This window comes from Candidatus Hydrothermales bacterium, assembly GCA_039630235.1.
Taxonomy (GTDB): domain Bacteria; phylum Hydrothermota; class Hydrothermia; order Hydrothermales; family JAJRUZ01; genus JBCNVI01.
This window is the reverse complement of the sequence record JBCNVI010000008.1, coordinates 36,267-50,067: the sequence shown is the minus strand read 5'-3', so window position 1 is coordinate 50,067 and position 13,801 is coordinate 36,267. Positions and strand designations below refer to the sequence as shown.

Below are 13,801 nucleotides of genomic sequence, written 5' to 3'. Positions count from 1 at the left end.
TTAGTAAAGCGGGTCTATATACTTCCTGATAGCTTCTCTTGCAGGCTCAAAATAAGGATTTATTTCAATTACTCTCTCAAAAACTCTTTTTGCTTCCTCTAAATCTCCGATTCTTGTAAGCGCTAAGCCATAAATATAAAGAATATCTTCTGATTGGGGAGCTTTGTCCTTTGCTTTCTCAAGTAAAACTAGTGCATTTTCATACTCACCTCTTTCAAGTAGAATTCTACCCAATCCTGATAAAACCTCAGGAACTTCTGGGTGTTTTTCCATATATTTCTTTAAGAATATTTCAGCTTCTTCAAAATTTTTTTTCCCAATAAGAGTTAAGCCTAAAAGTAACTCAGTATCGTCTAGTTCTGATGTTTTTAAAATCTCTCTTAGTATTTTTTCGGCCTCATCAAATTCACCTTTAAGATATAAAAATTTTGCATTTTCAAATTTTCTCAATTCTCGTTCTCTTTTTATAACCTCTTCTATCTCTTTCTTATACACAGTGAAAGATTCGCTAAGTTCTTTTAATTTTAAAATAAGATCACTAAGCACCTCCCTTTCTCTATCAAAATTTTCAAAGAGTCTTTTAATTTTATTCTCAAAATCGTTTATTAAATTCTCTATTTTTTCCTTTTCTGAAGAGAGAATTTTTTCCAACGCTGTCTCAAAATTTTTAATAAATTCATTTCTTTCTCTTTTTAACTCTTCAAAAAATAGTTTTCTTTCCTCTAGACTAGTTTTTATCGATTCTTCTAAGGAACTTTTAAATTCTAGAATCCTAATATCCATATTCTCAATTTTAAATATACTTTTCTCTGATACTTCTTTTAAAAGGTCATATACTGCCTTTATATTTTCGTTAAAATTAAATATGTACTCTAAGATTCCTTCTTTTATTTTAGAGAAATCATAGTCCCCTACTATACCGCATCTATTTTCTCTATATAAGAAGCATTCATCTTTCTGACAGGGCACTTTTTTCAAAATGTAATTTTCAGTTCCATCTTCACTTTTTACCCATACCGTGTTTGATAGAAAAGGACAAATTCTCTCCTTTTTTTCCATTCTTAATTTTAAGGTTCCTTTATAGGTAATGGAAAGTTTCTTTTTACTTTTTCTTTAAAAAATCTTCTTGGATCTCTAAGAAAAATATTCTCCATGTAGTTAACTTGAGTGTATTCTTTTTTAAAATGTTTCTCCCATAACTCATTGAGAATATCGAACTTTTTGTTTTCTACTATACAGTATATAAAATCTTTCCAAATACTAGATATTTCTTTACTTTTTAATTCTAAAAGCCTTTCTATCAAGGCCTTAAAGTATTCAATTTTCTTTTCTTTATAAGATAGTTCTTTTAAAAGATAGATTTCAGTTTCAATATCTTTCACCTTTTCTGCACAAATTCTTAAAGTTTCAAAAAGCTCTTTCTCATAATCAAAAATTTTAACTATTTCTTTAATTATGCCATAAAAGGTTCCCAAAAGATTAAAAGTTAAAATTTTTTTAATCTCCTCTTTTAGTCTATTTGTATCTTTAAATTTAATCGCTAAATTTAAAGAAATGTTTATCCCCTCTGGTATAAATTTCTCCCATTTACTTTTTCTTTTCTCAATTTCTTCTGGATATCTATCTAAAATTTCGTTATATAAATAAATTGAACTTTTGTCGTTTCTATCAGCTAAAAAGTCTGCGTAAGTAAGTAAAAACTCTTTTTCCCTTTCTCCTTTAACAAAGGCATCTCTCATTATTTCTAAAGACTCTAACTCGTATTTTTGAATAAACCCCTTATCTTTAAGAAGTCTAAAGAATTTAGTAAATTCTTTTCTGTCCCTCTTTAATATATAAAATAAAAGTTCTTTTTCTGCTTCGTCCCTTTTAATTTTCTCATAAGAGTATTCTCTTAAGCTTTCGATTAGCTCATAAAGTCTTTCCTTAAGGGCAATTTCGTAACTTTTAATAATTTCCTCTTCAAAAGTTAAACCATCTTCATATTTTAGTTTAGCGAGAAGGAAAAGTAGATAAGGATCAGTTTGTGTTTCAGGGAAAATCTTTAAGAAGAACTTAAACTCTTCTTTTAGTTCCGGGTTTTCTTCAAGAAATTTCAAAAGCGAGATTTTGTTTTCCTTTCCCTCTAGTACTCTTAGGGCTAACTTATATAAATCAATCTCAGGAAAGTAAGGAAATTTTGTTTCAACGGTTAAATATATGTCCTTTATTTTACTTATAAGCTGAGGAGAATTTATCGCAAGTAAAAAGTAGTATCTTGTTGCTTCAAGAGGTTTATTAAGTAAAATTGCAAGAGATCCAAGGGTTTGGTAAATAAATGGTGATTTATCTTGTTCTTCTTTCTCTTTCAAAAATTCATATAAAAAAATTGGATCAAATTTTCTTTTTTCCCTTAAAAGGGTTTTAATCAGTTCTTTTGCCTTATTAATTTCTCCTTTATGGTAAAGTACGATTGACTCAAATGAAATAATATCTCCCAACATCTTTTCATCTTTTGCTTCACTTTTCAAAAGCGATAAAAATTTTTCCGCCTCTTCAAGTTTATTCCAAGTTAAAAGTAAATTAAGGTAAAGAAAAATTAGGTAAGAATTTTTTTTCTTTTTAATCTTTTCTGTTAAGGTCTTAGCAATTTCTTTCAGAAAACTTTTTTCTTTAATTATATTTTTAAGATATTTATAGGATTCGTCAAATTTTTCAAGTTCAAGGAGCAAAATTCCCCTTAAAAAATTAAATTCTGGAATTTCTTCCTTATAAAATTTTTCAACAATTCCATATACAAATTTATTGCCCTCCTTATAGGCTTCATATAGTTTAAAAACCCCGTCCTTCAATCTTGAACTTCTTATAAAAGAAAGCCCCTCTACAACTAAATACTTTTTTGAAAACTTTTCTTTCTCTCTATTTAAAAAATCAATTATTCTGTCATTCCATTCTATATATCTTTCTCCGAGCTCGTCAAGAATAAGAAGAGCATAATCTGCAGAATCCCGAAATTTCTCTATGAGTTCTTTCACTATGCTAAAAATTTTTTCGTTTTTCTCCATCATGTATATTTCTGCTAATAGAATTAATCCTTCTCTAAGATTACGTAAATCCTCTTTTTTTCTTAGGAATTCTCTTAAAATAAGCTGACTTTCAAATTCTTTTCTCAAAAGGTATCTGAAAATCGTTATTCCACTTTTATATTCTCCGTTTCTTATCAAAGAAGATGCTAATGAAAAAAGAAAAAAGCTCGATCTTATCCTTTTTTCTTCACAGAAATCCTTTAAAACATTTAAAACTTCTCTATCGTTTAGATAATCTGGACTATTTTTGTAAAGAAAATTTAAATTTTCATCAATTTTTTCCTCATCAATCTCTAATAAAATTCTGAAAGCTCTCGGTGAAAAAGACCTTAGGAGAGATTCTCTGAGTGTTTTAATACCATCTATAGTTTTTATTCCCCTTTTTAAAAACTCTGCTGCTTCCTCTGTTTTTCCAAGTTCTCTTAGTATTTCTGAATAAATCGCTGCTTCTTCCTCATCTAAATCTTCTTTTTTTACTTCTTTAATAATTTCACTTGCATAGTTAAGATCTATAGCCTCTTTTTGTGAAAGAATGCTTTTTAAAACTAAAAGCCCTTTTTTTCTCTCTCCTTTTGATATGAGAAGCTCAGAGAATAAAAGTTTTAACTGAGGATTTTCTGGAGGTCTTTTCTCAAATTCACTATAAATGTATCGGGAAAAGCTTCCATCTTCAAGAAGATCCTCTATGTATTCTAATGCCTCAGTCTCATTTCCCTGCGAATAGGATATTAAAAAATTAATAAAACTCGCATATTTACGAGTAAATCCCACATTTTGTAATCTTATTATTTCTTTTCTTAAAAAATTGCTCTGCTCTTTGTATTTTCTATATATATCAACAAATTTAAGTGATGCTTCAATATAATTTTTAGAAAAAAACAAAATGAAATAGACAAAAAGCTGTGAGGAAAGCTCTTCTTTTCCTAAATGTTTTTCAAAAAAATGTTTTTTCTCTCTCTCTGGAATAAGAGGAAAAAGATTTTCTAATTTTTCGAAACTTCCTTCAGAAATTAACTCTAAAATAACTTGTTCTCTTAAAAGAATTTTATCTTTTTCGTCTCCACCAAAATATTGAATAAATAGTTCCAAAATTCTTTTTTTTCTATCTGGGAAATTTTTTAACATTACAAAGTGACCAAAAGCCTCTTGATAATTTTTTAGCAAAGTAGATAGTTCAGCACTTATTTCAAGAAGATCAGGATCTTTTGGAGAAGTTTTTAAAGCTCTTTTACAAAGAGAATAGGCCCTTTCCCATTTACCCTCATCTCTTAACTTTTTTGCTTCCTCAAAAGTTTTTTTTGGATCTAAGGCAAAAATCGGGAACATCCTTATTTTTTCCTTAACTTCTTAGATCTTATCTCTTCATATTCTACTACAAGGGCAGCTACTATGAAAATTGATGAATAGGTTCCTACGGCAATTCCTATGATTAAAGTAAGGGCAAAATCAAAAAGGAGTGGCCCCCCTAAAAATAAAAGTACAATTAATACTAATAGGGTTGTTCCAGCTGTTATTATCGTCCTTGAAAGGGTTTCATTAATACTCCTATTTGCTATATCTATAAACTTACCTTGTCTTTTTTTTAGATTCTCCCTTATTCTGTCCGAAATTACTATTGAATCGTTTATTGAATACCCCACTATTGTTAAAAAGGCTGCTATTATAGATGTTGTAATTTCCTTTGATAATAAGATAAATACACCCAATGTAATTATCACATCGTGAAACAGAGCAAGTATGGAGGCGATTCCAAAAGATAGGTTAAATCTTATAGCTATATAAATGAGCATAAGTACCATACCTATCAAAACTGCATAAATTGCCTTAAGTCTTAATTCCTTCCCTATTCTTGGTCCCACTTTTTCAGCTCTTTCTACTTTGATATTAAGATTTAAACTTTTATTCAAAAAATTTACAACAGAGTCTGGATCTATGTCCTCAGAATATTTAATTATATGTTCTTTTAAACTTATTTCTTGAATTTCAGATTTAGCAAGATTTACTTTGGCAAGGGCACCTCTTAAGGTAGAGGTAGTTATATCCTTGTCAGTATGAATATGAAGTAGGGTTCCTCCTGTAAAATCAATCCCATAGGTTGGACCCTTAACAAAAAGGAGAATAAGTGAAGATAAAATTAAAAGGGATGAAAGAACAAAAAAAACTCTTCTTTTAGATAAAAAATCAATGTTAGGTGTTTTGAAAAATTCCATTCAAGCTCCTCCTTATATCGCAAGTTTTTTAACTTTTCTAACTATTAAAAAGTAATCAAATATTGCTCTTGTAACAAAAATTGCAGTGAAAAATGAAGCAGATATTCCTAATGTAAGAACAAGCCCAAATCCCCTAATAGGACCTGTTCCAAACCATATTAAAACTAAAGCTGCAATTATTGTAGTTAGATTTGCATCAAGTATTGTAACAAAGGCTCTCTGATAACCTGCCTCTACTGCTGCTTTAAAGGATTTACCAAGCCTAAGCTCCTCTCTTATTCTTTCAAAGATTAAAACATTAGCATCCACCGCCATTCCAATTGTTAAAACAAGACCCGCTATTCCAGGCAAGGTTAAAGTACCCCTAAAAAACGATAAAAGAGCAAGTATTATTATTAGGTTTAAAATTAGGGCGAAATTTGAGATAAAGCCTCCCGTAACATAATAAATTGCCATAAAGATCATAACTAAGATTCCTCCTAAGATTGCACTCTGTATTCCTCTTCTTATTGAATCCTTTCCAAGTAAGGGTCCCACAGATCTTTCCTCCTCGATTTCAACCGGGGCTGGTAAGGCTCCGGCTCTTAGTATTACCGCTAAATCTCTTGCTTCCTCCATTGTTTCAATACCTGTTATCTGTGCATTTCCTGTAGGTATTTTCTGGGCTATTCTTGGTGCAGACTGAACAACAGAGTCAAGAACTATTGCAAGTCTCCTTCCAACATTTTCTCCTGTAACTTTTGCAAAATCTATTGTTCCTTTTCTATCAAAAGAGAGGTTTACAACAGGTGTGTTTTGCAAAACTGGATCATCTCCCTGATAAACTGAATGTACAGCATCTTTTATATGTTCACCCCTAACATCAGGTTCCCTATTTAAAAGAAAGATTGATCTTAGCCTTTTTCCCCCTGCCTCAAAGGATTTTCCAAACAAAATAATTTTATCAGGTGGCAATAAGTTATTAATATCCTCTTTCTTTAAAATTTTTCTTATACTGTCAAAATAAATTTCCTCAAACACAATATCGCCCCTATATAAAAATAAAAGTAGTTTTATGGATTCGTTTAATTTTTCAAGCACTTTTTTAGTTTTTTCTAAATCTTCAACTAAATGGAAAGTTAGGACAGCAGTTTTCCCTATTATTTCTCTTGCTCTCTCTCTTTCCATGACTCCTGGAAGTTGAACCATTATTCTATCTTCGCCAACAGGCTGAATTACAGGTTCATAAACACCCCATTGATCTACTCTGTTTCTTATTATTTCTAAAACCCTATCTCTTGCATCTTTTACTTTTTCTTTTTCCTCGGCTTTCACCTTTAAAACGAGATACATACCTCCAACTAGGTCAAGTCCTAATGAGAGTGCTCTGTTAAGTAGTTTTCTTATCTCCTCTCTGGGTTTTTTCTCAAGTTCTTTTTTAGGTATTGAATAGTACTGAATAGTTGGTAATAGGGATATAAAGGAAAATAAAATAACTAAAAGAATCACTAAAAATTTCCACCTTAATGTTTTCACCTTTAAAAATTTTATATTTTGGGAATAGAACCCTTTATTTTTTGATAAATTCAGAAATTACATCAATCTTCAAAATCGTTAAAATTATAATGAAAAGACAGGAAGTTCTTCAAATTAAGAATTTAAAATTTTATTTTAACTCTAAGTGTTGAAAATAAAAAAAAATGTAATTATAATTATGTAGGGGGTAAAAGGTTCTACTCCCCTGTTTTTTTATTTCAAAAAGGAGGGCACTCTTTAATGATTGAAATTAGATTTCATGGAAGAGGTGGGCAAGGAACTGTTGTAGCTTCAAAGGTTTCTGCTATGGCAGCCTTTAAAAGGGGCTTTTATCCCCTTGCTTTTCCTCAGTTCGGAGTTGAAAGAAGAGGAGCCCCTGTTGCTGCCTTTTTAAGAATTTTTAGCCCTGAAGAGAAACTTTATTTACGCTGCAATATATATAACCCCGATATCGTAGTTATACTAGATCCATCTTTACTTGAAATGATTAACGTTGTCGAAGGACTAAAAGAGGGCGGTAAAATTATTATAAATTCTAACAAAGAACCTCATGAACATAATTTTGGCCCTAATTTTAAAGTTTTTACCGTAGATGCGACTTCAATAGCAATCAAAAATAAACTCGGTTCAAAGACTCAACCTATTGTAAATACAGCAATACTTGGAGCCCTTGCAAGAGCTACTGGGATTTTTGGAATGGAAGAACTAAAAGCTGCAATCGAGGAGGAGTTTGGAGATAAGTCAGAAGAGAATATAAAAGCTGCCGAGGAAGCCTTTTTGTCTTGTAAAGGAATATAAAAGGAGGTTTAAATGAACGAAAGAATCTTTTACAAAAATATTGATGAATTACCTGAAATTGCTTTATCAATTGGTTCAACAAGAGTTTTAAAGACAGGAACTTGGAGAAATTTAAAACCAATTATAGAAGATAAAGCTGCTCCTTGTGCTAAGGCATGCCCAATAGGTACTAAGATTCCACAGTATTTTTACTATGTTATTGAAAAAGACCTTGACAAAGCCGCTGACATTCTCCTTGAAAAAAATCCATTCCCTGCAATTACAGGTAGAGTTTGTCCTGCCTTCTGTCAAATAGGTTGTAACAGAAAAAGATTTGATGAGAGAATTTCTATAAGAGAAATTGAAAGGTTTGTAGGTGACTATATTTTAAAAAGGGGATACAAAGTTAAAAATTTACCTCCTGACACAGGTAAGGCTATTGCTATAGTTGGTTCAGGTCCTGCCGGAATGGCTGCTGCCTACTACTTAAGAAGATATGGACATAAAGTGACAATATACGAGAGAGAGTCTCTACCTGGAGGAGTTCTAAGATACGGAATACCACCTTATAGATTGCCTAAAGATATTCTTGATAAAGAATTTGATATGCTTTTAAATATGGGTGTAAAGATAGAAACAAACAGGGAACTATCAAAAGATCTTGATTTAGAAGAACTTAGAAGAAACTTTGACGCTGTGTTTATTGCAACAGGAGCATGGATCGAAAAGAAAATGAAAATTGAAGGAGAAGAACTCTTTCTCTCTGGTGTTCACTTTCTCAAAGAGTTTAATATGGGTAAGGATCTCTCAAAATTTAGGGAAAAAAGAGTGGCCTGCATAGGAGGAGGTAACGTTGCTATGGATGTGGTGAGAACATTAAAGAGAATAAATGCAAAACCAGAAATTCTATATAGAAGAACTGAAGCTGAAATGCCTGCTCTGGAAGAAGAAAAAGAAAAGGCTAAAAAAGACGGAATTCCCTTTAAATTGCTTGTCCTTCCAATTAAGGCAAAGGAAAAAAACGGCAAAACCGTTTTAACAATACAAAGAATGCAACTTGGAGAACCAGACTCTTCTGGTAGAAGAAGACCTGTACCTATAGAAGGTTCTGAATACGAAGATGAATACGATTTTGTTATAAAAGCAATTGGAGAAGAATCTGATAGGAAGCTTTTACCCCCTGAATACCTTGGAGAAGATGGATGGCCCTACGCAGATAAAAAAACTGCAGCCACTAAAGTGAAAGGCGTTTTTGCCGGCGGAGACTTCATCCAGGGACCTTCAACCGTTGTAGAGGCAGAATCTTGGGCCCAAAAAGCAGCCGAAAGTATAAACAGATACTTAAGGGGAGAAGATATAACCATAAAAGAGAGCGTTCCTAAGACTGTATCCTTTATGTTGATAAAAACCGAATACTTTAGAAAAGAACAAGCTGTCCATCCTCCAGAGTTAACTGTGGAAGAAAGAATTAATTCCTTCGAAGAAGAGATTAAAACTCTTCCAGAAGAACTAGCGCTGAAAGAGGCGAAAAGATGTTTTTCCTGTGGTTACTGTAATTCTTGTGGAAACTGCTTTGTTTTCTGTCCTGATATGGCGGTTTTATGGAAAGACTCTCAACCTGTGATAGATTACGATTTTTGCAAAGGCTGTGGTGTTTGTGCAAGTGAATGTCCCAGGGGAATAATAAGTATGGTCTAAATTTATTGGGGGGTAATATGGAAAAGCTTAAAGTAAGAGAAAAAAAGGTTTTATATGGCAACCACGCTGTTTCTTATGGAGTAAAGTTATCAAGGGTTCAAGTTATATCAGCCTATCCTATTACTCCTCAGACTCCTGTTGTTGAGTTACTTTCAGAAATGTGTGGAAAAAAGGAACTCAATGCAACTTTTGTAAACGTTGAGTCAGAACACTCAGCTATGGCAGTTTGTATTGGTGCGAGTATTTCAGGTGCAAGAGTATTTACTGCTACTTCTTCACAGGGATTACTTTTAATGCATGAACTTTTGCATTGGGCTGCTGGAGATAGACTTCCAATTGTGATGGCAGTTATAAACAGGGCCGTTGCCGCACCATGGTCAATTTGGTCTGATCAAAATGACACTATTTCACAGAGAGATACTGGATGGATGCAAATTTATTGTGAATCAAACCAAGAAGTCCTTGACTCTATCATCTTAGCATATAAAGTTTCTGAAAAAGTTTTTCTTCCAACGATGATTGTTCTTGATGCGTTTATCTTGTCTCACACCGCAGAACCAGTTGAAATTCCTGATCAGGAAGAGATTGATAACTTTTTACCACCACTTAATTTACCGTGGGCACTTGATCCTCAAAAACCTGTAGCTATAGGAGCTGTTGTTTCTCCTTCAGGTCCATATATGGAGCTGAGGTATAAAATACAAAAGGCAATGGAAAAAGCCCTCTTAGAAATTGAAAATGCCTCTTTGGAATATGAAAGTATAACTGGTAGAAGATGGGGAATTTTAGAAGAATTTATGATGGATGATGCTGATACCGTTATAGTTGTCTCAGGGGCTCCCTCCTCAACCTTTAAATACACTGTCAATGAAATAAGAAAAGAAAAAAATAAAAAGATCGGTGTACTGAGAATGAGAGTCTTAAGACCTTTTCCTTTCAACAAATTAAGGGAAATCTTAGGTGATAGAAAGAAAGTCATTGTAGTGGACAGAAATATTTCTTTTGGATTGGGAGGTGTTTTTTTCAATGAAATAAGATCTTGCCTTTATACCCTAAAAAGAAGACCAAAAGTCCTCGGCTATATAGTAGGACTAGGGGGAAGGGACGTTACACCGAAAGATATTTATGAAATGATTGAAGATGCTGAAAAAAGAAAGGGTGAAGAGGATATAGTATTTTTTGGTTTGAGAGAGGAAAACATAAGTTTATAAAAGGGAGGTTAAAAAATGGCCTTTGAGTGGGAGGATCTTTTGCAAGAGGAACTCTTAGATCCTGGGATTTTATCTTGTCAGGGATGTGGAGCGGTGATCGCTCTGAGACATATTTTAAGGGCATTGGGAAAAAATACAATTGTTACGGTACCTGCTTGTTGTTGGACTATTATTGATGGACCGTATCCCTATCACTCTTTGAGAGTTCCTCTTTTTCACACTGCCTTTGAAACAGCAGCAGCTGCCGCCTGTGGAATAAGGGCTGGTATGAATGCAAGAGGTAAGGAGGATGTAAATGTTTTAGCTTTTGCTGGTGATGGCGGCACCTTTGATATAGGACTACAGGCTCTTTCCGGAGTTGCAGAAAGAAACGAAGATATTATTTATGTCTGTTATGATAATGAAGCCTATATGAATACTGGGATTCAAAGATCAGGGGCAACACCTTATAAAGCATGGACTGCTACTACACCTTATGAGAGCCCTAACCAAAGACCAAAGAAAAATATTGTAGAAATAATGAAGGCACATAAAATACCATACATAGCTACAGCAAGTATAGCTTTTCCCCTTGATCTTTATAAAAAAGTTAAAAAGGCAAAAGAAATAAGGGGAACAAGATTCATACACGTTTTGTGTCCGTGTCCTCCTGGATGGAGAATGGACTCAGAATTGACAGTTAAGATTGCAAGACTTGCAGTCGAAGCTAAAGTCTTTCCTCTTTATGAAATCGAAGATGGGGAATTTTTAAGAATAAATTACATGCCAAAGGGACTACCAGTAAAGGATTATCTTATTCTCCAAGGAAGATTTAAACACCTAACAGAAAACGATATAAATGAGATACAGAAAATGGTGGATTATAATTTTGATAAATTACTTGAAGAACACAGAAGGTCAAATGGAACAATCGATAACATAGAAAGGGGATTATATAAGTAGGTTCAAGGCCCTAAAAAAGTTTTGGTAAAAATGGAAATAATTGAGGAGGGGCAAGTAGAGTTAATACAGAAACCTGATGTAGAAGAGTTTAGAAAATTTGTAAGAGAAAAAAAGAGGAGAGGACTTGTTGACAAGGTAATGGATGAGAAGGAAGCAGTTAAGGAGTTTGTACATGATGGTGACTATATAGGGGTTGAACTTTATGGTACTGTAAGAGCCCCCCTTTCAGTTATAAGAGAAATTGCAAGACAGGGAAAGAAAAGATTAAGACTTGCTGGCCAAGGTCTTCTTGAGATTGATTACCTCTTAGCCTTAGATCTTGTTGAGGCTATGGATGTTACCTATATTGGTTATGAGGTTTTAGGTCTTTCCCCAATTTTCAGAAGGGCTGCTGAAAGTGGAAAAGTTAAGATTGCGGAGTGGTCAAACGGAGCAATGTCATGGAGATTTAAAGCTGCAGCTATGGGCATTCCCTTTATTCCAGTAAGGAGTATGCTTGGTTCAGATACCTTTAAGTATTCATCTGCAAAGGTTGCAAAATGCCCCTATACAGGGTTAAAACTTTGTCTTTTACCTGCTTTAATACTTGATGTAGGTATAATTCATGTTCATAAGTGTGATAAGTATGGAAACGCTGTAATTGAGGGTATTTCTGGTTTTGCATTTGAAATGGCAAGAGCTTCAAAAAGACTTATAATAAGCACTGAAGAAATAGTTTCAACTGATGAGATAAGACGCTATCCAGAAAGAACAATAATTCCTTATTTTCTTACTGATGCTGTTGTGTATGCACCCTTTGGATCCCATCCTGGTGAGATGGTCTATCTATATGAAAGAGATGAGGAGCATTTAAAGATGTTTTTAGAAATGGCCCAAACAGTTGAGGGCACAAGAAAATATATGGAAGAGTATGTTTTATCTGTAAAAAATCATCAAGAATATCTTGAGAAGATTGGAATAGAAAAACTTTTAAAATTAAAATATGAGAGGATGGAGAGGTAAAGATGAGATATTCAAAAACTGAACTTATGATTTGTGTGGCGGCGAGGTTAATGGAGGATTATTCTACCTGCTTTATAGGAACAGGTATACCAATGCTTGCAGCCTCTCTTGCTCAAAAGCTTTATGCTCCTAATCTTATTCCCATATTTGAGTTTGGTGGAATAGGAGCCATATTAAAAAAGTTGCCAAGAGCAGTGGGTGAGGGAAGAACTTTTTACAGAGCTCTTGCCGCTACAGGTATATGTGATATAATGGAAACGGCTCAAAGAGGCTTTATAGACTATGGCTTTTTAGGAGGGGCACAGATAGATCCCTATGGAAATCTTAATACAACAGTAATAGGTACATATGAAAAACCAAAAGTCAGATTACCTGGTAGCGGTGGTGGAAATGATGTAGGTTCTTTGTGCTGGAGAACTATCATTATTATGAAGCATGAGAAAAAAAGGTTCGTAGAAAAAGTTGATTTTATTACAACCCCCGGATATCTTACAGGTAAGGGAAAAAGAGAAGAGGCTGGTTTGCCTGAAGGTACAGGGCCTTATAGGGTAGTAACTGATCTTGCTGTTTGTGATTTTGACGAGGAAACAAAGAGGATGAGGGTTATTTCTCTTCATCCGGGGGTTTCTCTAAAGGATGTTATAGGGAATACTGGTTTTGAACTTTTAGTTAAGGAGCCTTTGGAGATAACACAGGAGCCAACTGAGGAGGAGCTAAGGGTTTTAAGGGAGGAGGTGGATCCTCAAAGGTATTACATATAAAGGCGGGGAGTAGCGCAGCCTGGGAAGCGCGCCTGGTTCGGGACCAGGAGGACAGGGGTTCAAATCCCCTCTCCCCGATAGTCACTTTTTATTAGTTCTTTTAAACAAAGATCTTTAAGTTTATTGAAAATATATTCTCTTTTTTCCTCAGTTATTTCATAAATTTTCACATCTTTTCTTTCTTTTATTTTTTTAATAAAGGGGTGAGGTGATATAGAGATAGTGGCAATTATATTTATTTGAGAGTCAAGGGCTTTTTCAACAGCGCTCTTAAATTTTTCTGAAAAAAGTTCCATTTTTCCTATTTCATCAATTAAAAGTAAAGTTTTATTTTCTATAGCTTTTATAATTTCTGGAACTCCTATCTCCTCGAGAGAGCTTATATCTACACCGTATCTACCCACTTTAAAGTTTGTTTTAAAATCTATGTGAGCAAAAATTTTTCTTTTACCTTCAAGATTTTCTATAAAAAAACCCTTTCTTTCATTTTTTTCTTTTATTTCAGAGGTGAAAAAACCATTTATAGCTACTTTACCCTTAAGTTCTTCATATATCCTTTTTATCAAAGTAGTTTTTCCAGCTCTTGGCTTTCCCGTAATAAGGATTTTCATAATAAAAAA

Annotated in this window: 11 protein-coding genes and 1 tRNA gene; 7 read left to right on the top strand and 5 right to left on the bottom strand. The window is 33.4% G+C overall.

The genetic code is table 11. The annotated features are described in order from the left end of the window. From ABDH49_07645 to secD, 4 genes are read right to left on the bottom strand one after another with little or no spacing between them, the layout of a single operon-like run. A complete protein-coding gene (locus ABDH49_07645; protein ID MEN3046832.1) occupies window positions 1-1,059 on the bottom strand; it encodes a tetratricopeptide repeat protein in 1,059 nt (352 codons plus the stop codon). 8 nt (window positions 1,060-1,067) lie between these two features. Beyond that, entirely contained in the window at window positions 1,068-4,391 is a 3,324-nt protein-coding gene (locus ABDH49_07640) for a hypothetical protein (GenBank protein MEN3046831.1), read from the bottom strand. Window positions 4,392-4,393: 2 nt separating this feature from the next. Further along, window positions 4,394-5,275: a protein translocase subunit SecF gene (gene secF, locus ABDH49_07635; GenBank protein ID MEN3046830.1), complete on the bottom strand. Its 882-nt coding sequence runs from the start codon at window positions 5,273-5,275 to the stop codon at window positions 4,394-4,396. Window positions 5,276-5,287: 12 nt separating this feature from the next. After that, entirely contained in the window at window positions 5,288-6,790 is a 1,503-nt protein-coding gene (gene secD / locus ABDH49_07630) for a protein translocase subunit SecD (protein ID MEN3046829.1), read from the bottom strand. 240 nt (window positions 6,791-7,030) lie between these two features. Between secD and ABDH49_07625 the strand changes: the two genes are divergently transcribed. The 7 genes from ABDH49_07625 to ABDH49_07595 all read left to right on the top strand — a co-directional run bounded on the left by ABDH49_07625 (window position 7,031) and on the right by ABDH49_07595 (window position 13,259). After that, window positions 7,031-7,588 (top strand): 2-oxoacid:acceptor oxidoreductase family protein, encoded by a 558-nt coding sequence (locus ABDH49_07625; protein MEN3046828.1) that lies wholly within the window; start codon window positions 7,031-7,033, stop codon window positions 7,586-7,588. Between the two features lie 12 nt (window positions 7,589-7,600). Then, complete coding sequence (locus ABDH49_07620) at window positions 7,601-9,265, top strand: NAD(P)-binding protein (protein ID MEN3046827.1); 1,665 nt, start codon at window positions 7,601-7,603, stop codon at window positions 9,263-9,265. Between the two features lie 17 nt (window positions 9,266-9,282). After that, window positions 9,283-10,476: a pyruvate ferredoxin oxidoreductase gene (porA, locus tag ABDH49_07615; GenBank protein ID MEN3046826.1), complete on the top strand. Its 1,194-nt coding sequence runs from the start codon at window positions 9,283-9,285 to the stop codon at window positions 10,474-10,476. 15 nt (window positions 10,477-10,491) lie between these two features. Beyond that, on the top strand, window positions 10,492-11,418 hold the full coding sequence (locus tag ABDH49_07610; GenBank protein ID MEN3046825.1) for a 3-methyl-2-oxobutanoate dehydrogenase subunit beta: 927 nt from the start codon (window positions 10,492-10,494) through the stop codon (window positions 11,416-11,418). Window positions 11,419-11,448: 30 nt separating this feature from the next. Beyond that, window positions 11,449-12,420 (top strand): CoA-transferase, encoded by a 972-nt coding sequence (locus ABDH49_07605; protein MEN3046824.1) that lies wholly within the window; start codon window positions 11,449-11,451, stop codon window positions 12,418-12,420. A 2-nt stretch (window positions 12,421-12,422) separates the two neighbouring features. Next, entirely contained in the window at window positions 12,423-13,181 is a 759-nt protein-coding gene (locus tag ABDH49_07600) for a CoA-transferase (GenBank protein ID MEN3046823.1), read from the top strand. 3 nt (window positions 13,182-13,184) lie between these two features. Then, window positions 13,185-13,259 (top strand) — tRNA-Pro (locus ABDH49_07595). On the opposite strand, the gene ABDH49_07590 is transcribed toward ABDH49_07595, so the two are convergent. Continuing rightward, the gene (locus tag ABDH49_07590; protein MEN3046822.1) at window positions 13,241-13,792 is read right to left on the bottom strand and encodes an NTPase; all 552 of its coding nucleotides are present in this window, start codon (window positions 13,790-13,792) and stop codon (window positions 13,241-13,243) included. The genes ABDH49_07595 and ABDH49_07590 overlap by 19 nt on opposite strands. Between the last annotated feature and the right edge of the window lie 9 nt (window positions 13,793-13,801).